This window comes from Aquabacterium sp., from assembly GCF_029946005.1.
Lineage (GTDB): Bacteria > Pseudomonadota > Gammaproteobacteria > Burkholderiales > Burkholderiaceae_C > Aquabacterium.
Window position 1 is genome coordinate 159,454 of record NZ_JAQSDR010000008.1, and the last position, 24,217, is coordinate 183,670.

Here is a 24,217-nt window from a genome sequence, read left to right on the forward strand (position 1 = left end):
GGTCGATACTATGCCTTGCAAAAACTGCATACCCAGCGTTCCTCACCGGGTGCAGCGTCGCCACAACGATATTGACTTGATCTTGCAGGCAAAATCGGGCTTCACCTTATCGTTCGGTTGGTTTGTTCGCGAGATAGATGCATGTCGTTTTTAGTCATCGATATTGGCAACACCCGGCTCAAGTGGGGTCTGTATGCGCAAGGCGTTCCAGGTGCCGCGTTGCTGGCGCATGGGGCTGTGGTCCTGGAGGATATTGACCACCTGTGGACCCAAGAATGGCAAGCTTTGGCCGCCCCTGAGGCGATGCTGGGTTGCGTGGTGGCGGGCGATGCCATCAAACGGCGGGTTGAGGAGCAACTGGCCAACTGGGGGGTGAAGCCCCGCTGGGTGGTGTCGTCGGCACGTGCGTCTGGTGTGGTCAACGGCTACGAGCACCCTGCGCGCTTGGGGGCCGACCGTTGGGCCGCCATCATCGGGGCCCGGCAACGCGCCTTGCAGGTGTCGGCCGATGCGCCGCCGCCCGTGTTGGCTGTGATGGTCGGCACCGCAGTCACCGTGGACGCCGTGGATGTGCAGGGTCGCTTTCTGGGCGGCTTGATCATGCCGGGTTTTGGCCTGATGTACCGCGCGCTCGAAAGTGGCACCGCCGGCCTGAAAGTGCCCACGGGCGAGGTGCAGGACTTTCCCACCAACACGAGCGACGCCTTGATGAGTGGTGGCACCGATGCCATCGCCGGGGCCATTGAGCGCAGCCTGCGCCGGCTACAGCAGCACACGGGGCGCGAACCCCTGCTGGTGATGTCGGGTGGTGCGGTGTCCCGCTTGTCCCACGTGACCGAACTGCCGGTGCGGGTGGTCGAGAACCTGATCTTTGAAGGCCTGCTGACGCTGGCGTCGCAGGCCTGATTCAAAGGATGAAGCGCGACAAGTCTTCGTTGCGCGACAACTCACCCAGGCGGGCGTCGACCTGTTCGGCGTCGATGGTCTGGGTTTGGCCTGACATGCCTGGGGCATTGAACGAAATCTCGTCCAGCAAGCGCTCCATCACCGTGGCCAGGCGGCGTGCCCCGATGTTCTCCGTGCGCTCGTTCACGTCATAGGCGATCTGAGCCAGCCGACGGATGCTGTCGGGCGTGAACTCCAAGGTGACGCCTTCGGCGGCCAGCAGCGCCTGGTACTGCTTGATCAGGCTGGCGCTGGGTTGCGTGAGGATGGCCTCGAAGTCATCGACCGACAGTGACGACAACTCCACGCGGATCGGAAAGCGGCCTTGCAATTCGGGGATCAGGTCGCTGGGTTTGCTCAGGTGAAAGGCGCCCGAGGCGATGAACAGGATGTGGTCGGTCTTGACCATGCCGTACTTGGTGTTGACCGTGGTGCCTTCAACCAGAGGCAGCAGGTCGCGCTGCACACCTTGACGCGAGACTTCGGCGCCCTGGCCCTCAAGGCGGCTGGCCACCTTGTCGATCTCGTCGATGAACACAATGCCGTTTTGCTCGGCCCGCTCCAGCGCACGCGTCTTGATGTCATCGTCGTTGACCAGCTTGGCGGCCTCTTCCTCGATCAGTTGTGCTCGGGCTTCGGCCACCGTCACCTTGCGGGCCTTGCGACGCGTCCCCCCGGCTTGCGCAAACATGCCGCGCAACTGCTCGGCCATCTCTTCCATGCCCGCAGGCCCCATGATTTCCAGGGCAGGTGCCTTGCTGTCGACCAGTTCGATGTCAATCTCGCGGTCGTCCAACGTGCCTTCGCGCAGGCGCTTGCGCATGACTTGGCGGGCAGTGCTGTCCGGGGGCGGGGAAGAGATCCCGAATTCGGAGCGGGGTGGTGGCACCAGCACGTCCAGCAAGCGGTCCTCGGCAGCGTCTTCAGCGCGCGCACGCTGAGTTTGAATCTGCACTGCGCGCTCTTGCTTGACCGCGTATTCCACCAGGTCGCGGATGATGGTGTCAACGTCCTTGCCCACGTAGCCCACCTCGGTGAACTTGGTGGCTTCGACCTTGATGAAGGGCGCATCGGCCAACTTGGCCAAGCGACGAGCGATTTCGGTCTTGCCCACGCCAGTGGGGCCGATCATCAGGATGTTCTTGGGCGTGATCTCGCCGCGCATGGGGCCTTCGACCTGCTGACGGCGCCAGCGGTTGCGCAAGGCAATTGCCACGGCCCGTTTGGCTTCTCGCTGGCCAATGATGTGGCGGTCGAGTTCGTTAACGATGTCTTGTGGGGTCATGCCACTCATGGCGTCATCCAAGGGTTTCAATGGTGTGGCTCTGGTTGGTGTAGATGCAGATGTCGCCGGCGATTTCAAGCGACTTCTTGACCACATCGGCCGCGTCCAGCTTGGTGTGCTGTACCAAGGCACGTGCGGCTGCTTGCGCATAAGCCCCACCTGATCCGATCGCTATGATCCCGTGCTCGGGTTCCAGCACATCGCCATTGCCCGTGATGATCAGCGAGGTCTCCCGATCGGCCACGGCCAGCATGGCCTCCAGGCGCCGCAGGACGCGGTCTGTGCGCCAATCGCGGGTCAACTCAACGGCGGCGCGTGTCAAATGCCCCTGGTGCTTTTCCAGCTTGGATTCGAAGCGTTCGAACAAGGTGAAGGCATCGGCTGTGGCGCCAGCAAAGCCTGCCAGCACCTGATCGCGGTAGAGCTTGCGCACCTTGCGGGCAGTGGCTTTGACGATGATGTGTCCCAGCGTGACTTGGCCGTCGCCGCCGATGGCCACTTGCCAACCGGTGGGTGTTTGACGGCGCACGCTGACAATGGTGGTGCCGTGGTAAGAATCCATGGGGTTTTTCAAGTGAGTGCCTGTGCCCTGTGAATGGGCAGAGGCATTAGATCAGCTGCAGCTTGACCTTGGCGTGCTCGTTGATTCCCATGGCGCCAAAGAACAGCGCCACGAGCCGATGTGGCTTGACAAAAGTGACTTCACGGTCTTCACCGCGACGAGCAAGCACCCAGTTCAGGAGGTCTCCGGCTGCGATGAAATCCACCCGCAGGAGGTGCTCGCAATCGATGTCCAGCGTGATGCTGGCGCCTAACTGGTTGTCCAACTTGCGCAGCGTTTCGCTGATGTCGCCAATCAGCTGGCCCGACAGGTTCAGCGCAGCGACTTGCACGAACTCGATGTCGTCGTGCATCTGGGATTCGACAAAGCTGGTGGTCACGTCACTGACGTGCGACAGCATCACGGTGTGGGGCGTGACGCCATCGCGCATGTGGCGCACCTGGCAGGCCGAGGCCTCCCACGAGGGGGGTGACAGTTCATAAGTCACGCAGTACTCGATGGCAACTTCGTCGAACTGGTCTGGCCGGTTGCACAGGCGCAAGGTATCGAGACGCAGCATCCAGTAGGCCGGGTCGGCATCTCGCGCGCCTGATGGCGAGCTCTCGGCCAGCACGGACAGCAATTGGTCGGCGCCAATCCAGGCCATGCCAATAGGGTCTTTGGCCCAGGCTTTCATCAACTGGCTCAACTGGGCTGCACCTTCGGGCTCGACCTTCTGGACGTTGCTCCAATCCATGGTCCATGGGCGGGGCAGTTGCAGGATTTCATAGCGCAATTGCGCCACGGCCTCCGAGTCGATCACAGCAGGGGACAACCAGCCTTCGAGCGCGCGGGGTTGTGCCGCTTCGCCTTCGCCAGGTTCGGTGGCTGGGCCTTCTTCGTCACCCTGGTTTGCCTTGGCGGCCACTGCGGCTTGCTGTTCGCTGATGGCCACGAAGGCCTGCACCCGCTGAGGCAAGGAATACCAGTGCGGGGCGGACAGTCCGAACTGGTGCGCAAACGACACGGCCAAGTGGTCGAACTTTTGTGGCAAATCCAGAGCCCGGTACAAGTCGAAGACCGCCATCCAGGTTTCGGATTGTTCGTGCCGTGGGCCGCCCGGGGCGATCAGGGCCAGCAAGGCGCGCTCGCACTCGTCGAAGTCGGCATTGGCGAATGCGATCACGGCCTCATCCAGCTCGGGATCGTGTTCCATCTCCGTCACCTCAACACCTGCGCCGCCAGTGAAAGCGGTTGGCGGCAGGTGCTCGTTGAGCATGGGCGGTGGCGGAGATCCACTCATGCGGGGCTGGTTGGCGCGTGCTGAATCAAACACGGCCTGTGAAATTTCAGGCGGATCGAATTCCAGGGGGCTCAATTCGGACCGAGCTTTGAGCCTTTCCGGTGCACTCAGCTCATTGGGAGCGGTGGGCGCATAGGCTGCTGCGGCATTCAATGGCAATGGCGGCGGCCGTGGGGCCGCAGGCGCCGACTGGGCGGCTTGCCGTGCCGCGCTTTGATCGCCCACCATTTGCTGCTCGATCGCGTCGATCTTGGCTTTGACCGCGATGTCCGAGCGAGGGCCGCTGTGAGGGCGTGATTCGGAATCCAGGTTGGATGCGCCGGACAGGGCCAGTGCGTTGTCCTGGCTGAGGCCTTCACGGCGGATCTTGCGCAGCATGTCGAGTTCGCGCTTGCGCACGAAGTCGTTGCGGCGCTTGCGCTCAATCATGGCCTTGATCTCGGTCTTGGCGTACTCGCTCTCAGGAGAGCCGACAGACGGGGCGTCCAGCTGCGTCCAATCCGTGGTTGGATTGGCAACGAAGCGAGCCACCTTGCGTAAAAATCCGCCGGAGTCCTTGCTCATGATCGCAGGCCGAAATAAGGCATAGAAGTGAGGGTGCGCAACAGCAGATCAGTCACCGAACATCTTTTGCTTGAGTTCCCGGCGCTGTTGGGCTTCCAGCGACAGGGTGGCGGTAGGCCGTGCAATCAGGCGGCCCAGACCGATGGGCTCGCCAGTTTCGTCGCAGTAACCGTACTCGCCAGAATCAAGGCGGGTCAGGGCTTGGGAGATTTTTTTGAGCAACTTGCGCTCGCGATCGCGGGTTCGCAGTTCCAGGGCGTGTTCTTCCTCGATGGTGGCGCGGTCGGCCGGATCGGGAACGATGGAAGTGTCTTCGCGCAGGTGTTCGGTGGTTTCGCCGGCATTGGACAGCAGGTCGTCTTTCAGCACGGTCAGGCGACCACGGAAAAAGTCCAACTGCTTTTCATTCATGTACTCGGTCTCAGGCATGGCCATCAACTCAGGCTCGGTGAGTTCCCGGCCGGTTTTGGTTTTCCATGCGTTGGCGAGCTTGCTGTCAACCTTGGTTGCGGTGGTAGGCATGTGGTCTGGGGTACTGATTTTGGACGGTGAGCGTGCCGGGGCCACGGGTTTGGCCAATACGGCAGCTTCGGCCGTTTTAGGGGAAGCTTGAGCGAAAGCAGGTGGCGGAGCCGATTTGGCAGGGGCCACCGTGCTGGTTTTCTTGGCGGCGGAGGTTTCTTTTTTGGCGGGAGTCGTCGAAACAGGTTGAGGAGGAGCCTTGGCGACGGGCTTGCTGGCAGCGGGTTTGACCGGCGTGTCCTTGACCGCCTTGGCCGTCTTGGCGGGGGCAGTGGCGCTCGATTTGGTCGAGGGCTTGTCAGATGCTTTCGTCACAGGATCCTCCTAAGAGACGCATGGCCAGCTAATGGCCCATCGCCTTGGTTGTGCTTTTGGCATGAGTGAGGGCGCGCGGATTGTAGCGAGGCTCCTAGCTCAACTTCACCAGACTATCCCTCGGCCCTGTTCATCCATCAAGCCAGGCATTGTTCAAGGCCTGTGCGGAACAGGTCTTGGGGCAGGTCGATGCCGATGAAGACCATTTTGCTGGTTTTGTCTTCCCCGGGCGACCATTTCGGACCCACATCGCTGCCCATCAACTGGTGAACACCCTGGAAAATAACCTTGCGGTCCATGCCCACGACGTTCAAGACGCCTTTATAACGCAGCATGCGCGGACCATAAATCTGCACCATCGACCCGAGGAAATCTTCCAGCTTGCTGGGGTTGAAGGGACGGGTGGACTTGTAGACGAAGGATTTCACATCATCGTCGTGCTTGTGGTGGTGCGGGTGGTTGCAGTGCTCGTCGTGCACATGGTCGTGGTCATGGTCATGGTGACCATGGTCGTGCGCCTCGTCGGTCAGGAAGCTGGGGTCGATTTCCAGCTTGGCATTGAGGTTGAAGCCGCGCAGATCGAACACATTGCCCAATGGCACTTCGCCGAAATGCACCCTTTGCTGAGGCGCGCGGGGGTTGATGTGCTTGAGGCGGTGGGACAGGTCATCGGCTTCTGCCGTGGTGACCAAGTCGGTCTTGCTGATGAAAATCTGGTCGGCGAAACCGGCCTGGCGCTGGGCTTCCTGACGCTGGTCGAGCTGGGTCTGGCCGTGCTTGGCATCAACCAGGGTCACGATGGCGTCCAGCAGGTAGATCTCTGCAATCTCGTCGTCCATGAAGAAGGTCTGCGCCACGGGGCCGGGGTCGGCCAAGCCAGTGGTTTCGATGACCACCCGGTCGAACTTCAGGCTGCCGTCGCGTTTTTTGGCGGCCAGGTCAGTCAGGGTGGCTCGCAGATCTTCCCGGATGGTGCAACAGATGCAGCCATTGTTCATCTGGATGATCTGTTCCTTGGTGTCGGCCACCAGGATGTCGTTGTCGATGTTTTCTTCACCGAATTCATTTTCGATGACCGCGATCTTCTGGCCGTGTGCTTCGGTCAGGATGCGCTTGAGCAGCGTGGTTTTTCCGCTGCCCAAGAAACCGGTAAGGATGGTGACAGGTATCAGGCTCATCCTGCGAGTGTAGCCCCGGCTGCCAAGGCTTTGACGCCGTGGGGTTGCACAATCGCCATCTTCATCGGGTATTCTTGCAACATCGCCACCAAGACACTCCTGCCGTGTCCGAACCTTCCCAGAGTCGGCCCACCAAAGCCGACAGATCCGCCTTTTTGCAGCTCCATGACCATGGGAAAGACCGACGCAGTCTTTTTGAGCGCTTGGTTGAATTCATCGCGCCCGGGCCTGATTCCACCGATGAGCTGATTGAATCGCTGGCCACCGCCGAACAGCGCGAGTTGATCGAGCCCGAATCACGCGTGATGCTGGAGGGGGTGATTCGCATGGCGGGCATGAGCGCTGGCGATGTGATGGTGGCCGTCAAGCACATGGATTTGCTTGACATCAATGCACCCTACGAGGACTTGCTGAATCAGGTGATCGATGCCGGACATTCGCGATTCCCCGTGTTCGAGGATGGCCGAGAGAACATCATCGGCGTGTTGATGACCAAGGATCTGCTCAAGCTTCAGCGCGCACCTGAGTTGAATTTGCGAACTCTGCTGCGCCCGCCCGTCTTCGTGCCTGAATCCAAGGGGCTGAATGAGTTGCTGCGTGACTTCCGCGCCAACCGCAGCCACATGGCCATCGTGATCGACGAGTTCGGCAAGACCGCCGGTCTGATCACCATCGAAGACGTGCTGGAAGAAATTGTCGGTGAAATTGAAGACGAGTTTGACGTTGGAGAGAGTGACAACGGCATCTTCACCTTGGCCGATGGCAGCCAGCGGGTGGCAGGCGACGCTGACATCGAAGCCGTGAACACCGCGTTCGGAATCCACCTGCCGATGGATGATTTCGACACCATTGGCGGCTTTGTGGCCCACGAATTGGGGCGAGTGCCGCGCCGAGGGGAGGCTGTGGAAGTGGGCGGCCTCAGATTTTCGGTGATGTTGGCACGTGGCGGGGCAGTTCGCTGGTTCAAAGTCACGCGAGCGCCTGATGCCGCGGACATGAGCGGGTCTTGAGGGTGACGCCGGTTGCTCCCGTTGCCTGTGCTCGTCCAGGCAGTTTGCACGTGGGTAAGGCCTTGATGTTGTCCATGGTGGCGGGGGCGCTGCTGGCGGGGGCATTTTCACCCTGGATGGCCGCTTTAGGGGCGGCCTGGCCAGCCACTTTGTTGTCGCTGGCGGTGATTGCTTTTATAAGTGTTCTCCGCGGTGTGGAATCGGTTTCCCTGGCGGCCAAGTGTGGCGCTTTGTTCGGCACGGTGTGGCTGGTCAGTGGTACCGGCTGGATGTTTGTGAGCCTGCACAAATTTGGCGGCCTGCCGGCGTGGATCGCAGGTTTGGCCGTGTTGGCCCTTTGCGCGGCCCTGTCGGGTTTCATGGCCTTGGCGGCTGCCGCCTGGGTGGGGTGGCGGCGAGGTGCCTGGTTTTCAGATGGCGTTTTGCTGGCGGCTTTGTGGTGGCTGGCCGAATGGATTCGCGGGTGCATTTTTACGGGGTTTCCGTGGGCGGCCAGCGGTTATGCGCTGGTGGACTCACCATTGGCCGTTCTTGCACCCTGGATCGGTGTCTATGCGCTGGGCGCGGTCTGGATTTTGATGCTGTCCTGGGTGGTGTTGTCCGCGCCCCGGTTGCGGTCAATGCTGGTCAGTGTGTCCGCCTTGCTGCTGCTGATGGGGGGCTTGTCTTTCATCGGTGGGCGGCCGTGGCATGAGTTCACCCGCGCCCATGGGGCACCGTTGTCCGTGACCTTGCTGCAAGGCAACATTCCTCAGGATGAAAAGTTTGCGCAATCGCACCTGATTGACCAGCTGATCTGGCATGCCCGCCAGTTGGTGGCTGCCAAAGGCGACCTGGTGGTGGCGCCCGAGACAGCCATTCCGCTGCTGCCCGCCCAGATGCCTGAAGGTTATTGGGCCGAGTTGGCAAGTGCTTTCCATGTGGGTGATCGGGCCGCCCTGATCGGGCTGCCCTTGGGTGATTTCGAGCGGGGCTACACTAATTCTGTGGTGGGCTTGTCATCGGCCACCAAGGCGTTGCCTGACGGCTTCTACCGCTACAACAAGCACCACCTGGTGCCGTTCGGCGAGTTCATCCCGCTGGGCTTTCACTGGTTTGTTCAGATGATGAACATGCCTTTGGGTGACTTCACGCGGGGTCCACGCGCTGCGCCATCGTTTGGCGTCAAAGGCCAGTGGGTGGCGCCCACCATTTGCTATGAAGATTTGTTTGGCGAAGAATTGGCTCAGCGTTTCGTGATTCCAGGGCAGCCTGCGCCCACCGTGTTTGCCAACGTCAGCAATCTGGCCTGGTTCGGCGACACGGTGGCGATCTACCAGCATTTGCAAATCGCCAGGATGCGATCGCTCGAGTTTCAACTGCCCACCATCAGGGCCACCAACACAGGGGCCACGGTGGTGATTGATCACGCGGCCAAGGTGACTGCCGCTTTGGCCACCAACACCCGTGGTGCCCTGGTGGCATCGGTCCAGGGACGAGTTGGCAACACGCCTTATGCCGAGTGGGCAGGGCGTTTCGGCCTGTGGCCCATGGTGGCTTTGGCGGCCCTGGCAGTGTTGGCCTTGAAGCGTCGTTCGCGGAGTCTTGCCGCGAGTCTTTAGAATCGGGCATTCGCGTCACTTGTTGATGCCCACCCCACCGACCCGAAAATGCCATGCTGACCTTCCAGCAATTGATCTTGCGCCTTCAAAGCTACTGGGATGCCCAGGGTTGCGCCTTGCTGCAACCCTATGACATGGAAGTGGGTGCTGGTACCAGCCACACCGCCACCTTCCTGCGCGCGCTGGGCCCCGAGCCATGGCGCGCGGCCTATGTCCAGCCCAGCCGCCGTCCCAAGGATGGCCGCTTTGGCGAGAACCCCAACCGCTTGCAGCATTACTACCAGTTCCAGGTCGTCCTCAAGCCAGCGCCATCCAACATCCTGGAGCTGTACCTTGGATCGCTGGAGGCCGTGGGCTTTGACCTGAAGAAGAACGACGTTCGCTTCGTTGAAGACGACTGGGAAAACCCAACGCTGGGCGCTTGGGGTCTGGGTTGGGAGGTCTGGCTCAATGGCATGGAGGTGACGCAGTTCACCTACTTCCAACAAGTGGGCGGCATTGATTGCAAGCCGCTGACGGGTGAGATCACCTATGGCCTGGAACGCCTGGCCATGTATTTGCAAGGCGTAGAAAACGTCTATGACTTGGTGTGGACCAGTTGGGAAGAAGTGGGCGCCGATGGCCAGAAGATTCAGCGCACGTTGAAGTATGGCGATGTGTTCCACCAGAACGAGGTCGAGCAATCCACCTACAACTTTGAGCACAGCAATATCGAGTTCTTGCTGGGCGCTTTCACCAACTACGAAACGCAAGCGAAGTACCTGATCGAGCAGCACCTGGCCTTGCCAGCGTATGAGCAGGTGCTCAAGGCCGCGCACAGCTTCAATTTGCTGGACGCGCGTGGTGCCATCTCGGTGACCGAGCGCGCGGCCTACATCGGCCGCATCCGCAACCTGGCCCGCATCGTGGCCCAGGCCTACCTGGACAGCCGTGCCCGACTGGGCTTCCCCATGGCCCCCAGGGCCTGGGCGCAAGAGGTTCTTGCACAACTAGAAAAGAAAGTCGCCTGAGCATGAGCGCTTCCAATTTGCTCGTTGAGTTGTTCGTTGAAGAGTTGCCGCCCAAGGCACTCAAGAAGTTGGGCGAGTCCTTTGCCCAAGTGCTGGCCGACAGCCTGAAAGCCCAAGGGCTGGCCGGTGCTGATTCCGTGGCGACGGCCTTTGCTTCGCCGCGCCGTCTGGCGGTGCTCGTGACGTCGGTGTTGGCCAAGGCCGCTGACCAGTCCGTGCAGCAAAAGTTGATGCCCGCGAGTGTGGGTTTGAATGCCGAAGGCCAGGCCACGCCGGCTTTGCTGAAGAAATTGGCGGCTCTGGGCGCTGGCCCTGAAGTGGTCAGCAGCCTGAAGCGTTTGCCCGATGGCAAGGCCGAGGCGCTGTTCTTTGACAGTATCAAGGCCGGTGCCAGCTTGAGCGAGGGCCTGCAAAAGGCGCTGGACGAAACCTTGTCCAAGCTGCCCATTCCCAAGGTGATGAACTACCAGTTGGAGCAAGGTCCCGGCGCTGATTTCCAGCCTGGATGGACCAGCGTCAACTTCGTGCGCCCGGCGCATGGCCTGGTGGCTTTGCATGGTGATCAAGTGGTGTCTGTGGGTGCGTTGGGCCTGGTGTCTGGTCGCAACACGCAAGGCCATCGCTTCGAGGCCAAGGTCAACCCCGTGGTGCTTCAAAATGCTGACACTTACGCAGACCAACTGATGCAAGAAGGCGCCGTGATCGCCAGCTTCGAGGCCCGGCGCGACGAGATCTCGCGCCAGCTCAAGCTTGCTGCCATCAAGGCAGGCACCAACCTCCACCCCATCGATGACGGCGCGCTGCTGGACGAAGTGACGGCGCTGGTTGAACGCCCCAATGTGCTGACCGGCCGATTTGAAGAGGCCTTCCTGGAAGTGCCGCAAGAGTGCCTCATCCTCACGATGAAGGCCAACCAGAAATACTTCCCTTTGCTGGATGCATCCGGCAAGCTGACCAACCAGTTCCTGATCGTCAGCAACATCAGTCCTGACGACGCCAGTGCGGTGGTTGGTGGCAATGAGCGCGTGGTGCGTCCACGCCTGGCCGATGCCAAGTTCTTCTTCGACCAGGACCGCAAGAAGACGCTGGAGTCTCGCGTCGTGGGCCTGTCCAAGGTCGTTTACCACGGCAAGCTGGGCACGCAAGGTGAGCGCGCCGAACGCGTGCGCGCCATCGCCAAGAGCCTCGTGGAATCCTTGGGCCAGGCATCGCTGGCCGCCAATGTCGATACCGCAGCCCGACTGGCCAAGATTGACCTTTTGACCGACATGGTGGGCGAGTTCCCCGAGCTGCAAGGCATCATGGGCGGCTACTACGCCCGCCACGATGGCCTGGGTGACCAGGTGGCGCAAGCCATTGAAGATCACTACAAGCCGCGTTTTGCGGGCGATGAGTTGCCTCGCGATCTGGTGGGGGTGGTGGTGGCCTTGGCCGACAAGCTGGAAACCCTGGTGGGCCTGTTCGGCATTGGCCAGTTGCCCACGGGCGACAAAGACCCGTTCGCCTTGCGCCGCCATGCCCTGGGCGTGATCCGCATGCTGATCGAGCGCGATCTTCCTTTGAACCTGGAGCCGACCCTCCGACAAGCGGCGGCCGCCTTCGGCGTCAAGATCACCGATGCCACCCCGGCATTGACCGATTTCATTTACGACCGCCTGGCAGGCAGCCTGCGCGAGCAGGGCTACAGCGCCCAGGAAGTCGATGCCGTGCTGGCCTTGCGTCCGCAGCGCTTGGCCGACATTGGCCAGCGCCTGGCCGCCGTTCGGGCTTTTGCCGCGCTGCCTGAAGCTGGCTCATTGGCGGCCGCCAACAAGCGCGTCGGCAACATCCTGAAGAAGGTCGAAGGCACCGTTGAAGCCAAGGTGGACGCCGCCTTGCTGAAGGAGCCGGCCGAAGCTGCTCTGTACGACGCGCTCACCATGGCCGCTGCCAAAGCGGTGGCGGCTTTCGAACAGGGTGACTACACCGCCTCCCTGCAAGCCCTGGCGGTCCTGAAGACCCCGGTGGACGCATTTTTTGACGGCGTCATGGTCAACGCGGAAGATGCGGCATTGCGCACCAATCGCCTTGGTTTGCTGGCATCCTTGCACCAGGCCATGAATCGCGTGGCCGACCTGTCCAGGTTGGCCGCATGACCCCTTTCGGAGTGGGCATGAAACTCGTCATTCTCGATCGCGACGGAACCATCAATCACGAGCGGGACGACTACATCAAGTCGGCGGAGGAGTGGGTGCCTCTGCCCGGTGCGCTGGAAGCGATTGCCCGGCTCAACCACGCTGGGTGGCACGTGGTCGTGGCCACCAACCAGTCCGGCATCGGCCGTGGCTTGTTCGACATGGTGGCCCTCAATGCCATGCATGCGCGCATGAACCAGTTGCTGGCCCGCCATGGCGGCCGGGTCGAGGCTGTTTTCTTCTGCCCGCACACGCCTGAGGATCAATGCACTTGCCGCAAGCCATTGCCCGGCCTGTTCAACATGATCGGGCAGCGCTTTGGCGTGTCTTTGGCAGGGGTCCCGATGGTGGGTGACTTGCCACGTGACGTTCTTGCCGCACAGTCGGTGGGTTGCGAGCCTCACCTGGTTCGCACCGGGCAGGCTGCGACGATGACCGAAACCGAATTGATCGACTTGCGCCAGCAGGTTTCCGATCTGACGATCCATCCCGATCTGTCGTCCTTTGCCGATTTCCTGATCTTGCGGGATCGGCGTGCACATGGCGAAGACAGCCCCGTGGCCACACACATGGGCGAGCTGACATGAAAGACAAGTTTGAGTGATGAGTGACCGAACGCCTGAGACAGTGACACCAGTGTCGTCGGGTGAGCAGATGGGCCTGCCCTGGGTGGATGGCGCCACTGGCAAGGAGCCGCATTCCGCGGCCCTGGCCCAGTCGCCCGCCATGCCCGCGCCAACCCAGCCCGACATTCCCGTATTCCGCCACCCCCAGGCCGAGCATGAAGTGCGCCTGGGCGATGTCATCGTGGCCTATGAATTCCAGCGCGTGCGCCGCCGCAGCATTGGCATGGTCGTCAGCTCCGAAGGATTGAGCGTGCGCGCCCCCCGGTGGGTGTCCTCGGGGGACATCGAGACCGCCCTGCACGCCAAATCCCGCTGGATCTGCAACAAGCTGGTCGAGCAGCGCGAGCGAGCCTTGAAGCAAAAGGCCTCTCGCATCGAGTGGCAGCATGGCGCGGTTTTGCCTTACCTGGGCGAGCCGCTTACCCTGGTGCTGGACGCCGGTGCCAAAGGTGTCCGTCTGAGTGAAGAGGGCACGGCCCTGACCTTGGGTTTGAACCCAGATGTAGCGTCCAACCTCATCGGTGATGCCTTCCAGGCCTGGTTGAAGAAGCAGGCCAAACAACGCTTCGATGCGCGCGTGAAGCATTTCGCCCCGCTGATGGGGGTGAGCGTCAGCCGGATCAGCCTGTCATCGGCGCGCACACGCTGGGGCAGCGCCAGCGTGGATGGCTCCATCCGCCTGCATTGGCGCCTGATGCATTTTGCCGACCATGTGATCGACTACGTCGTGGTGCACGAACTGGCCCACCTTCGTGAAATGAACCACAGCCCTCGGTTTTGGGAAGTGGTCATGTCCGTTATGCCCGGCTATGAGAAAGCCCGCGAGCAATTGCGGCATGCTGTCATCCCGGACTGGGCCTGAAAAGCCCTTGTCTTGATAGGTCCAGCCTTTCCTGCTTAATCTTCGCACCTGGCCAACATAGGCCACAAGGAGAAATTCATGAGAGGACGCTTTGTTCTGGCAAGGTGGGGTGCCGCCATGGTGCTGGCTGTGGCGATGTCCGGGGCCCACGCCCTCAGCGGCGCGGTGGTGGCCAGCGATTTGAGCCAGCCCGTCTACTTGACCGCGCCCACCGGAGACAACCGCCTTTTTGTCCTTGAAAAGGGCGGTCTCGTCAAGATCATTGCCAATGGTCAGACGCTGGCAACGCCGTTTCTGGACCTTTCGGCCAAGGTGGATACCGCAGGCGAGCGCGGGTTGTTGGGTTTGGCGTTCGACCCCGGCTACGCCAGCAACGGCAGGTTCTACGTCAACTACATTGACAAAACCACGCTGAACACGGTCGTCGAGCGATACACCGTCGCCAATCCGTCCAGCAATGTGGCCAATGCAGGTTCAGCCCAAAGCGTCATCAGCATTCCGCAGGAGCCCTACGGTAACCACAAGGCGGGCTGGCTGGCCTTCAGGCCTGGGGACAACCAGAACCTTTACATTGCGACTGGTGACGGTGGCGATGCCAATGACCCGCATGGCAATGGGCAGAACCGGAACAGCCTGTTGGGCAAAGTGCTTCGGATCGACGTGAGTGGTGCCGGTGCGGGCTACAGCGTGGCCACCGACAACCCTTTCGTGGACCAGGCGGGCACCCGGCCCGAAATCTGGGCGCTGGGGGTTCGCAACCCCTGGCGCAACAGCTTTGATCGGCAAACCGGCGATTTCTGGATCGCTGATGTCGGTCAAGATGTTTTCGAAGAAATCAATTTGGAAAAAGCCGGTGACCCGGGCGGTCACAACTACGGCTGGCGCTTGCGTGAAGGCTCCATCGCCACACCGGGGGTGGGGGGAGAGGCCCCAGGCTTGACTGACCCCCTCTTTGAATATGCCCACCTGGGCGCCCCGGGTGGTTTGGGCAACTCCATCACAGGCGGCTATGTCTACCGGGGTCCGAGCATTGGCGATGCCGATAGACGGTATTTCTTCGCGGACTTTGTCTCTGACCGCGTGTTTTCTTTTTACCTGGGCGCAGATGGCAAGCCGGTGGATTGGCGCGATGACACGTCTGCGTTGCTGGCCGGCACGGGCCTGAGTGGCCCAACCACTTTTGGTGAAGACTACCTTGGTCGCCTCTATGTCCTCGGGATCAATGGCGTGGTCGTGGCCATGGTGCCTGAAGCTGAAGCCTGGGCCAGTGCGCTGGCCGGATTGTTGATCGTCGGCGGGGTTCTCCGCCGTCGAACCACGCGGCTGCCAAGCGTCAGCAGCTGAACCGGTAGATGCCATCGTCGCCCAGGGTGCGCGCGAGTGTGCCCTGGTGCCACAAGGCATGAAGGTGGGCCACGGCCTCGCCCATGGCAAAGGTGGTCTGGTGCAGATCAAGCTTGCGTTTGAACAGCACCGGCAGCAGGTCGGCGGCCGTGGTGGCTTGTTGCTGGCACGCGGTGATGACTTCGGCCAGGCGGTCCTGGTGGTGCGCGTGCAATTGATCGATGCGCGCATGCAGGCCCGAAAACGGCTTGCCGTGAGAAGGCAAAACCAAGGTGTCGGCGGGCAGCGCCCGCATGCGGTCCAAAGACTGCAAGAACAAGGTGAGTGAATCGGCTTCTGGCTCGGCGTCATAGACGCTGATGTTGGTCGATATCCGAGGCAGCACCATGTCACCAGAAATAAGCACGCCCAGTTCAAGACAGTGCAGGGCCATGTGCTCGGGGGCGTGTCCGTGTCCCACGTGGCACGTCCACGTGTGTGGGCCGATCTTCACGGCCAGTCCATCGCGCAAGCGGTGAAACGCCTCGGGCATGTCGGGCACCATGGCGCTGAAGTAGTTGGTCCGGGCGCGGATTTTGGCCACCGATTCCGGGTCGGTCAGTCCGTGGCTGGCAAAGAAAGCCGCGGCCCGCTCACCGCCAAAATTGTTGGTGTGCTTGCTGGCCAGGTGCGCCGCGTGAAAATCGGTGGCGCTCATCCACAGGCGGCAGGGGCGTTCGGGGGCGCTCCAGCGTTCGGTCAACCAATGGGCGTTGCCGACATGGTCGGGGTGCATGTGAGTCACGATGACCCTGAGCACCGGCAAGCCTTCCAACTGGGTGGCAAACACCTGTTCCCAGGCATCCTGGGTTTCCTGGTTGGCGATGCCGCAGTCAATGATCGTCCAGCCTGCTTGGCCATCCAGCTCATCGCGCAACAGCCACAAATTGATGTGGTCCAGTGCGAATGGCAAGGCCATGCGAATCCAGCGCACGCCGGGCGCCACGCTCAGGGCTTGGCCAGTGGCGGGCAGAGTGTCGCCCAAGGGGTAGTCAATCGTCGGGAGTGAAGTCTCTTGCATCCGGGAATTGTGACCCATCAAGCCTGACTACACTCTCATCCATGACACTTGAATCCCTGTTCGACAAAAACCGAGCCTGGGCTCGCGACATTGAAAACCGCACGCCCGGTTTCTTCACCCGCTTGCAGCAGCAGCAGTCCCCCCAGTACCTGTGGATCGGCTGCAGCGACAGCCGCGTTCCGGCCAATGAAATCGTCGGCCTGCTGCCCGGTGAATTGTTCGTGCACCGAAATGTGGCAAACGTCGTGGTGCACTCGGACCTGAACTGCCTGTCGGTGATGCAATTCGCGATTGATTCGCTCAAGGTCAAGCACATCATCGTGGTGGGGCATTACGGTTGCAGCGGCGTCAAGGCGGCCATGAACAACCTGCGCATCGGCATTGCCGACAACTGGCTGCGCCATGTGCAGGACGTGCGCAATCTGCACCGCGACTGGCTCTATCAACTCCCTGATGGGTCGGCCAGGCTGAACGCCCTGTGCGAGCTCAATGTGCTGGAGCAAAGCTTGAACGTGTGCCAGACCACCGTGGTGCAAGATGCCTGGGAGCGAGGCCAGGAGGTCGTCGTGCACGGGTGGGTCTACGGCTTGCATGATGGTCACATCAAGGACATGCGCATGACCGTGGAACACCCAGAAGCCCTGGGTGCGGCCTATGCCGAAGCCCTGTCCGCGCTGAAAAAACGCCACTCTCCACAACCCGCCGCTGACTCAGCGGTTTAATTTCAGGCCGATCCATGCTCCCAACGCAACTGACCGATTCGCGCGCCTTTGAAATCGCCAAGGCCATGCTCGATGGGTTTGACCGCCATTACAAGATTTTTCGCGAAACCAGCGCCGACGCCAAGGTTCGTTTCGAGCAGGCCGATTGGCATGGTCAGCAACTGGCCCAGCGTGTGCGCATCGAGTTCTACGATCTGCGCGTGAACGAAGCCGTGGCGCGCCTGGAAAATGATTACCTGGCCAGCGAACTGCCGATGGAGGTCTGGCACCAGATCAAACTGTTCTACATCGGCCTGCTGACCAACCACCGCCAACCTGAGCTGGCCGAGACCTTCTTTAACTCGGTCACGATCCGGATGCTGCACCGGCGCTATTTCCGCAACGATTTCATCTTCGTGCGGCCGGCCGTGTCCACCGAGTACATCGAAGACGAAGACCCCAAGGCCAAGCCCACTTTCCGCGCCTACTACCCCACGCGTGAGAACTTGCGCGCCATGCTCAAAACGGTGATTCAGAGCTACGAGCTGGACGAGCCCTTTGAAGACCTGAACCGCGACGTCGGCTTTGTGTTCGAGGCCTTGCAAGAGCAAGTGGGCAATGTGCGTTTGCGCACCAATTTCCAGATTCAGGTCCTGTCGTCCTTGTTCTTCCGAAACAAGGGCGCCTACATCGTGGGCAAGGTGATCAACGGTTTCCGCAGTCTGCCGTTTGCCATCCCCATCCTGCACAACTCCAAGAAGCGCCTGTACATCGACGCGGCCCTGTTTGGTGAGGACGATCTGCTGGCCCTGTTCAGCTTTGCCCGCGCCTACTTCATGGTGGACATGGAAGTGCCTTCGGCCTATGTGCAATTCCTGCGCACCCTGATGCCGCGCAAGCCCCGCGCTGAGATTTACAGCGCCCTGGGCCTGCAAAAGCACGGCAAGAACCTGTTCTACCGCGACTTCCTGTTCCACCTGCGGCATTCCAGCGACAAGTTCCGCATTGCCCCGGGCATCAAGGGCATGGTCATGCTGGTGTTTGATCTGCCCTCGTACCCCTTCGTTTTCAAGGTGATCAAGGACTTTTTCCCGCCGCAGAAGGAAACCACGCGCGACCTCATCATGTCCAAGTACGTGCTGGTGAAGCAGCACGACCGCGTGGGCCGCATGGCCGACTCGCTCGAGTTCACCAACGTGGCGTTCCCGCGCGACCGCTTCGATGACGAACTGATCGCTGAGCTCAAGCATTTCTCGCCCAGTGTGATGGAGGAAGAGGGCGATGTGCTCATCCTCAAGCACCTCTACATCGAGCGGCGCATGGTGCCGCTCAACATCTACCTCCAGGAAGCCGATGGCGAGCAACTGGAACACGCGGTCATCGAGTATGGCAACGCGCTCAAGGACCTGGTCGCGGCCAACATCTTCCCGGGCGACATGCTCTGGAAGAACTTCGGCGTCACGCGCAACGGCAAGGTCGTGTTCTACGACTACGACGAGATCGAATACATCACCGACTGCAACTTCCGCAAGGTGCCATTGCCGCGCAATGAAGAAGAAGAAATGTCGGGTGAGGTCTGGTATTCAGTGGGCCCACATGACGTGTTTCCAGAAACCTTCGGGCCCTTCTTGCTGGGCGACCCGCGCGTGCGTGCGATTTTCATGAAGCACCACGCGGACCTGCTGGAGGCCGACTTCTGGCAGCAGCACAAGGAGCGCATCAAGGCCGGCTATGTGCACGACGTATTCCCCTATGACCGTGGGCGTCGCTTTGTGCACCAACTCCGCCTGGCGGCGGTCGAGGGCGAGTCTTCTTCAGAGACCACGCCCGTGGAAGAGCCGGTGGACGTGCCTGCCGAAGGTCCCGCGGTTCATGACCAAGGCCGCTTGACCGGATTCACGGCGGGAGGCAGTTCCGCCAATTAAGGCCAAGAGCCTCTGTCAGATCACCAAAGTTGCCACCAGGGCTTGTCGGAGCCCTTGACGCCGCCGGTCAGGTAAGGACTGTTGGGAAAGCTTTGCTTCAGCACCCGCTCGGCATCATCGCGCAGCGGGATCAGGCCCAGCTGATCGTAGGCACGCACCATGATGAACAATGCTTCTTCGATGGCGGGGGAGCTCCGGTAGTCAGTCAAGGCCTGCTGCGCCCGGTTGGCTGCGGCCAAGTAGGCGCCACGGCGCAGGTAGTAGCGCGCCACATGCACTTCGCCGGAGGCCAGCGAATTGACGATGTAGTTCATGCGCAGCTTGGCATCGGCGGCGTACTTTGACGTCGGGAATCGCGTGGACAACTGCTTGAAAGACTCGTAGGCATCGCGTGCCGCTTGCTGGTCACGTTCTGCCAGATCCTGGCGGGCCACACGGCCAAACAAGCCCAGGTCGTCATTGAAGTTCACCAGGCCTTGAAGGTACATGGCGTAATCCACGGCGGGACTGGTGGGGTGCAGCCTGATGAAGCGTTCTAGCTTGGCCAGGGCCTGAGCCTTTTCGCCTGTCTTGTAATAGGCATAGGCCAAATCCAGTTGCGCTTGCTGGGCCAGCATCGTGCCCGAGGCCCGAGCTTCCACTTTTTCCAGGCGCTTGATCGCGTTCTCGTAATTGCCATCAGCCGCTTCTTCTTTCGCGTCTGCGTACAATTTGTCGGCGGCCATGCCGCCAAACTCGTCTTCAGGCGTTGATCCACAGCCACTCAGGCTGAGCACCATCAGGACGACGGCCAAGCTGCCGACCAAGCCGGTTTTCACGCCAGATGACCGGCCCCACAAGGTGTTTTTCAGCAGTTTCACGGGTGTATAAGGCGGAGTTTGGAGTCGCATAGAGTTTCGCACGAGGGTGCGCAATACCCGGCAGTATAGAAGCATGGCACCAGCCCTTTCATTCACGCGTTTGCAAAGCTTTCATGTCCCGATCCCCTGCTTCACCTTCACCGCTTTTGGACATTGACGCTTCTGACGACGATTGGGGTGCCGACAGTGCGGCGCCTGTCAGTCACCCTTTGCCTGTGCTGACCCGGGAGGGTGTGGTCGCGGTCGCTCAGCATGGCCAGAGGCTGGACGCCTGGTTGGTCGGCTTGGCGGGTGAGTTCTCGCGCAGCCACCTCAAGGGCTTGATCGAAGCGGGTTGCGTGCGCGTTGACGGCAAATTGGCTGACTCGCCTTCGCGCAAGGTCACCAGTGGCCAGCAGGTGTGGGTCGAATTGCGGGCCACCGCACAGAGCCAGGCTTTTGTCGCCGAACCCATGGTGTTGCCCATCGTGTTCGAAGACGAACACTTGTTGGTCATCAACAAGGCGGCGGGCATGGTCGTGCACCCTGCGGCGGGCCATTGGAATGGCACCCTGATGAACGGTTTGCTCGCCCACCATGCGGGCGCGGTCAACCTGCCAAGGGCCGGCATTGTTCACCGCCTGGACAAAGACACCAGTGGTTTGATGGTCGTGGGCAAAACGCTGGAAGCCGTGACGGCCTTGTCCAGGGCCATCGCCGACCGTGTGGTCAAGCGTCAATACGTGGCGCTGGTGCATGGCGCCGTGGCCGACTCATTCACGGTGGAAGCGCCCATTGGCCGCGACCCGGCCTCGCGCGTGAAAATGGCGGTCCTTGCCTCAGGCAAACCGGCGCGCACCGATGTCCGCTGCCTTGGGCGTGCGGTGTTGGACGAAGACCATCCTCAAGGGCCGATTCGCCGGGCTTTCAGTGCGGTGGAGTGCACTTTGCACACGGGGCGCACCCATCAAATCCGTGTCCACATGGCCAGCCGCAAGCATCCCCTGGTGGCCGATGCGGTTTACGCTGGCGCACCCGCCTTGGGTCTGACCCGGCAGGCCTTGCACGCCTACCGCCTGGCTTTTGACCATCCGATCACCGGCAAAGCCCTTCAATTCGAATCGGCTTTGCCTGACGATCTGGCCCAGGCTTGGGGGCGCCTGCAAATGGCCAACCAAAAACCTGCAACTGGTGCATAATGACTCGCAAATCAGGTGGTATTGCCAAGGCGTGCCAACCATCCGGCAAAGGGCGTTTGATCTGACGACTTTGCCCATAAGCGGATGCCCCTCACCGGGGCGAAGATCAAACCCAAGGCTTAAAGCCAAAAACCCAACAGCCTCACCAGGCGGTCAATTCGGTCATCAGGCGTGTGCATTCATTTGCTGGTCTATGCCACTTGGGTCCGTGTCACGCAGCCCGACAGCCAGGGCGCGTGGCGTTTGAACCTCCACCTTGAACGGGTGGCGTGTGTTTACCGATTGAAGAGATGGAAGTCCTCAATCCTCAGGACGCTCAACGCGTCTTAGAAGCGGCGCTTTTATGCGCACATCAGCCCATGACGGTGCGTGAAATGCGTGCCCTCTTCGAAGACACCTTGTCGGCCGACGGGGTCCGTGCTTTGCTGGCCGACATTTCTCAGCAGTGGGATGGTCGGGGTGTGGAGTTGCGAGAGTCAGCTTCGGGTTGGCGTTTTCAAACCACGGCCGATGTGCAGGAGTACCTCGACAGGCTCAACCCTGAAAAGCCGCCCAAGTACTCGCGTGCCACGATGGAAACCCTGGCCATCATTGCTTACAAGCAGCCGGTCACCCGGGGTGACATCGAAGACATCCGGGGTGTGACCGTCAGCACGCAGATGGTCAAGCAGCTTGAAGACCGTGGCTGGATCGAGGTGATTGGTCACCGAGATGCGCCCGGGCGACCGGGGCTTTATGCCACCACCCGCCATTTCCTGGACGACATGGGCTTGAGGTCGCTGGACCAGCTGCCCGCTTTGGACGGCATGCTCGGCGCCCAGGGGATGTTGCCCGGTCTGGACAATGACCCCGAAGCAGCGGCCCAGGCTGCGGCCAACGCTGCACAACAAAAACACGACGAACAAGGGCAGGGCACGCTGTTGGAAGCGCAAGCCGAATTGCTCGAGTCCGAACATCCTCCTACCCCCGATGTCGATGCGGCTGACCCAGCCGATCCCGCCGAACCCTCTTCTGCTCCATGATTTCTTCAGACAACGCGCCTATGCAAGACCCCAACGAATCCTCACCTGAGCTGGACCCGTCCGCGCTCAATGCGCCCGAAGATGCGCCCAAGCCCAAGCGGGCTCGTCGCACCAAGGCCGCCGAAAGCCAGGTTGAGCCAGAGGCTGAAGTTCCGGTCGAAGAGGTTGTTGCCAAGCCTGCCCCGCGCCGCCGCAAGGCCGCAGTGGTGGCCGAGGACGTGCCGCTGACCGTGATTGAGCCTGCGGTTGAAGAAGCTGTTGAGGCCAAGCCCAAGCGCGCCCCGCGCAAAAAGCCCGTGCAGCTGGAGGCGGTCAGCGAAGAGGCGCCGTTGGTCCGGGAGCCCGCTGGTGACGGTTTCTTGCAATTGGGACCTGATGTGAACGAGGCAGCGCCTGAGTCTGTACTGGCGTCGCAAGAGGGCGAGCAAGCCGCCCAGGGCGATGCTGAGCCTCGCTCTGAGGAGCGTGGCGAGCGTGGTCGCCGAGATCGCGGCCCCCGGGGTCCGCGAGGTGACCGTCCTGCGCGCAATGCGGCTGAACAGGCTGGCGAGCAGAGCGCCGAAACCGACCGTGAGTCCCTGGACGGCGAGGGCGATGAGGCCCGTGACCCAGAGCAACTGCCCTCGCGTCGTGCGGCGATCGCGGCCGAGCAGGCCAATGAAGTGTTTGCCGAATTGCTGTCGGGCGACTTCGACACGGTGCGTGATGAAGCCCCCGAAGCAGAGTCCGAGGGCACCGAGGCCGATCCGCAAAAGCGCGTGCTGCGCCCTGAGCCCGATGCGCCCAAGCTGCAAAAGGTCCTGGCCCAGTCGGGTGTGGGTTCGCGCCGCGACATCGAGCAGATGATCGAAGATGGCCGCATCACGGTCAACGGTCACGCGGCTCACATCGGCCAGCGCGTGTCCTATGGTGATCAGGTCAAGATTGGTGGCAAGCCCATCCGGATCCGCATCGCGCCTCAACCCGCGCGCATCCTGGCTTATCACAAGCCCGTGGGCGAAGTGGTTACCCATGACGACCCGCAAGGCCGTCCAACCGTGTTCCGTCGCTTGCCGCGTTTGCAAAATGGCAAATGGATGTCGGTGGGCCGTCTGGATCTGAACACAGAAGGCCTGTTGCTGTTCACCACCTCGGGCGAACTGGCCAATCAGTTGATGCATCCTCGCTTTGGCGTGGAGCGCGAATACGCTGTGCGCGTGCTGGGCACGCTGCCGGAGTCGTCCAAGAACAAGCTGCTCGAAGGCGTCAGCATCGAAGGCCAGATGGCCTCCTTCAAGTCCATCGAGAATGGCGGTGGCGAAGGCGTGAACCATTGGTACCGCGTGGTCATCACCGAAGGCCGCAACCGCGAAGTGCGCAAGTTGTTCGAAACCGTGGGCCTGGCCGTCAGCCGCCTGATCCGCGTGCGCTATGGCGCCATCGTGCTGCCACGTGGCCTCAAGCGCGGTGTCTGGGTCGAATTGGGCGAGTCCGACGTTCGCGCCGTGAAGTCACTGGCTGGTTTTGACCGCCCGGACAATTTCCAGAAGGGTGGCCGCCAAGAGGGTGGTCGCCAAGAGGGCGGCCGAAATGGCAAGCCCCAAGGTGGCGGCCAGCAGCAAGCCCCTCAAGGGCAAGACAATTTCAAAGGCAGGCAAGGCGGTCCCGGCGCAGGCCGTGGGCAGCAAGGCAGCGGCCGGGGTCCCCAGCAGGGGCAGGGCGGGTATGGCCCGCAAGGCGGCGGAAGTCAAGGTGGCAATCAGGGCCGCAACAATCAGAACCAAAATCGTCCGGGACGCCCGCCCATGGACCGGCCACAAGGTGGTGGTGTTCAGGCCCAGCAGGGGCCTCAAGGTGAGCACAACGACGATTTCGACAATATTGGCCCCATCCCCAATCCGCTGGAGCAAACCTTCGACAAACGTTTCGCCAAGGGCTCCAAGCGCATCACCCAGGGTTTTGGCCGTCCTGATCACAATGCGGATCGGGGCAGCGAGCCCAAGGGAGGCCCGCGTCAGCCCGACCCCTTGCAGACCTCTGTCGGCTACATCGGCGCCGATGCCTACTTTAACAAGGTGGGCGGTCGTTCCGGACGTGGCGGCGGCGGTGGCGGACAGGGCGGTGGTGGGGGCGGTGGCAATCACGGCGGCGGTGGCGGCGGTGGCGGTGGTCGCGGTCGTCGCTGACCCGCGCGCTTGCGGGTAAGCCGCAG

General features: G+C 61.4%; 20 protein-coding genes. 13 read left to right on the forward strand and 7 right to left on the reverse strand.

Annotated features, from left to right (window positions below):
- Positions 1–141 precede the first annotated feature (141 nt).
- Positions 142–906 carry a type III pantothenate kinase gene (locus PSV38_RS05740; RefSeq protein ID WP_300545828.1) on the forward strand — a complete coding sequence of 255 codons (765 nt, stop codon included), beginning with the start codon at positions 142–144 and terminating at the stop codon, positions 904–906.
- A gap of 1 nt (position 907) precedes the next feature.
- On the opposite strand, the gene hslU is transcribed toward PSV38_RS05740, so the two are convergent.
- The 5 genes from hslU to PSV38_RS05765 all read right to left on the reverse strand — a co-directional run bounded on the left by hslU (position 908) and on the right by PSV38_RS05765 (position 6,653).
- Positions 908–2,239: an ATP-dependent protease ATPase subunit HslU gene (hslU, locus tag PSV38_RS05745; protein ID WP_300545830.1), complete on the reverse strand. Its 1,332-nt coding sequence runs from the start codon at positions 2,237–2,239 to the stop codon at positions 908–910.
- Between the two features lie 4 nt (positions 2,240–2,243).
- A complete protein-coding gene (gene hslV, locus PSV38_RS05750) occupies positions 2,244–2,792 on the reverse strand; it encodes an ATP-dependent protease subunit HslV (RefSeq protein WP_300545832.1) in 549 nt (182 codons plus the stop codon).
- Positions 2,793–2,838: 46 nt separating this feature from the next.
- Positions 2,839–4,638 carry an STAS domain-containing protein gene (locus PSV38_RS05755; protein ID WP_300545834.1) on the reverse strand — a complete coding sequence of 600 codons (1,800 nt, stop codon included), beginning with the start codon at positions 4,636–4,638 and terminating at the stop codon, positions 2,839–2,841.
- A 48-nt stretch (positions 4,639–4,686) separates the two neighbouring features.
- The gene (gene dksA, locus PSV38_RS05760) at positions 4,687–5,475 is read right to left on the reverse strand and encodes an RNA polymerase-binding protein DksA (protein WP_300545836.1); all 789 of its coding nucleotides are present in this window, start codon (positions 5,473–5,475) and stop codon (positions 4,687–4,689) included.
- A gap of 137 nt (positions 5,476–5,612) precedes the next feature.
- Positions 5,613–6,653: a GTP-binding protein gene (locus PSV38_RS05765; protein WP_300545838.1), complete on the reverse strand. Its 1,041-nt coding sequence runs from the start codon at positions 6,651–6,653 to the stop codon at positions 5,613–5,615.
- Positions 6,654–6,808: 155 nt separating this feature from the next.
- Between PSV38_RS05765 and PSV38_RS05770 the strand changes: the two genes are divergently transcribed.
- The 7 genes from PSV38_RS05770 (at position 6,809) to PSV38_RS05800 (ending at position 15,280) form a co-directional block, all read left to right on the forward strand.
- The gene (locus PSV38_RS05770) at positions 6,809–7,663 is read left to right on the forward strand and encodes a transporter associated domain-containing protein (protein WP_300546037.1); all 855 of its coding nucleotides are present in this window, start codon (positions 6,809–6,811) and stop codon (positions 7,661–7,663) included.
- 50 nt (positions 7,664–7,713) lie between these two features.
- Positions 7,714–9,264 carry an apolipoprotein N-acyltransferase gene (gene lnt, locus PSV38_RS05775; protein ID WP_300545840.1) on the forward strand — a complete coding sequence of 517 codons (1,551 nt, stop codon included), beginning with the start codon at positions 7,714–7,716 and terminating at the stop codon, positions 9,262–9,264.
- 53 nt (positions 9,265–9,317) lie between these two features.
- On the forward strand, positions 9,318–10,274 hold the full coding sequence (gene glyQ, locus PSV38_RS05780) for a glycine--tRNA ligase subunit alpha (RefSeq protein WP_300545843.1): 957 nt from the start codon (positions 9,318–9,320) through the stop codon (positions 10,272–10,274).
- A 2-nt stretch (positions 10,275–10,276) separates the two neighbouring features.
- Positions 10,277–12,409 (forward strand): glycine--tRNA ligase subunit beta, encoded by a 2,133-nt coding sequence (glyS, locus tag PSV38_RS05785; protein ID WP_300545846.1) that lies wholly within the window; start codon positions 10,277–10,279, stop codon positions 12,407–12,409.
- A gap of 17 nt (positions 12,410–12,426) precedes the next feature.
- On the forward strand, positions 12,427–13,035 hold the full coding sequence (gmhB, locus tag PSV38_RS05790; protein ID WP_300545849.1) for a D-glycero-beta-D-manno-heptose 1,7-bisphosphate 7-phosphatase: 609 nt from the start codon (positions 12,427–12,429) through the stop codon (positions 13,033–13,035).
- 16 nt (positions 13,036–13,051) lie between these two features.
- Positions 13,052–13,936 (forward strand): SprT family zinc-dependent metalloprotease, encoded by an 885-nt coding sequence (locus PSV38_RS05795; protein ID WP_300545851.1) that lies wholly within the window; start codon positions 13,052–13,054, stop codon positions 13,934–13,936.
- Positions 13,937–14,014: 78 nt separating this feature from the next.
- Positions 14,015–15,280: a PQQ-dependent sugar dehydrogenase gene (locus tag PSV38_RS05800; RefSeq protein ID WP_300545853.1), complete on the forward strand. Its 1,266-nt coding sequence runs from the start codon at positions 14,015–14,017 to the stop codon at positions 15,278–15,280.
- Here PSV38_RS05800 and PSV38_RS05805 read toward each other — a convergent pair.
- Complete coding sequence (locus PSV38_RS05805; RefSeq protein ID WP_300545856.1) at positions 15,270–16,340, reverse strand: MBL fold metallo-hydrolase; 1,071 nt, start codon at positions 16,338–16,340, stop codon at positions 15,270–15,272. The two genes, PSV38_RS05800 and PSV38_RS05805, sit on opposite strands and share 11 nt — an antisense overlap.
- 41 nt (positions 16,341–16,381) lie before the next feature.
- Here PSV38_RS05805 and can point away from each other — a divergent pair, with 41 nt between their 5' ends.
- Together can and aceK are read left to right on the forward strand one after the other, a co-directional pair.
- Positions 16,382–17,062: a carbonate dehydratase gene (can, locus tag PSV38_RS05810; RefSeq protein WP_300545859.1), complete on the forward strand. Its 681-nt coding sequence runs from the start codon at positions 16,382–16,384 to the stop codon at positions 17,060–17,062.
- A gap of 14 nt (positions 17,063–17,076) precedes the next feature.
- Positions 17,077–18,966 carry a bifunctional isocitrate dehydrogenase kinase/phosphatase gene (aceK, locus tag PSV38_RS05815; protein ID WP_300545860.1) on the forward strand — a complete coding sequence of 630 codons (1,890 nt, stop codon included), beginning with the start codon at positions 17,077–17,079 and terminating at the stop codon, positions 18,964–18,966.
- Positions 18,967–18,986: 20 nt separating this feature from the next.
- Here the strand turns inward: aceK and PSV38_RS05820 are convergent, their stop codons facing one another.
- On the reverse strand, positions 18,987–19,784 hold the full coding sequence (locus tag PSV38_RS05820; RefSeq protein WP_300546038.1) for an outer membrane protein assembly factor BamD: 798 nt from the start codon (positions 19,782–19,784) through the stop codon (positions 18,987–18,989).
- 188 nt (positions 19,785–19,972) lie between these two features.
- Here PSV38_RS05820 and PSV38_RS05825 point away from each other — a divergent pair, with 188 nt between their 5' ends.
- The 3 genes from PSV38_RS05825 to rluB all read left to right on the forward strand — a co-directional run bounded on the left by PSV38_RS05825 (position 19,973) and on the right by rluB (position 24,191).
- On the forward strand, positions 19,973–21,004 hold the full coding sequence (locus PSV38_RS05825) for an RluA family pseudouridine synthase (protein ID WP_300545862.1): 1,032 nt from the start codon (positions 19,973–19,975) through the stop codon (positions 21,002–21,004).
- Between the two features lie 290 nt (positions 21,005–21,294).
- The gene (gene scpB / locus PSV38_RS05830) at positions 21,295–22,026 is read left to right on the forward strand and encodes an SMC-Scp complex subunit ScpB (protein ID WP_300545864.1); all 732 of its coding nucleotides are present in this window, start codon (positions 21,295–21,297) and stop codon (positions 22,024–22,026) included.
- The gene (gene rluB, locus PSV38_RS05835) at positions 22,023–24,191 is read left to right on the forward strand and encodes a 23S rRNA pseudouridine(2605) synthase RluB (protein ID WP_300545866.1); all 2,169 of its coding nucleotides are present in this window, start codon (positions 22,023–22,025) and stop codon (positions 24,189–24,191) included. The genes scpB and rluB overlap by 4 nt, the downstream gene beginning before the upstream one ends.
- The last annotated feature ends 26 nt before the right edge of the window (positions 24,192–24,217 follow it).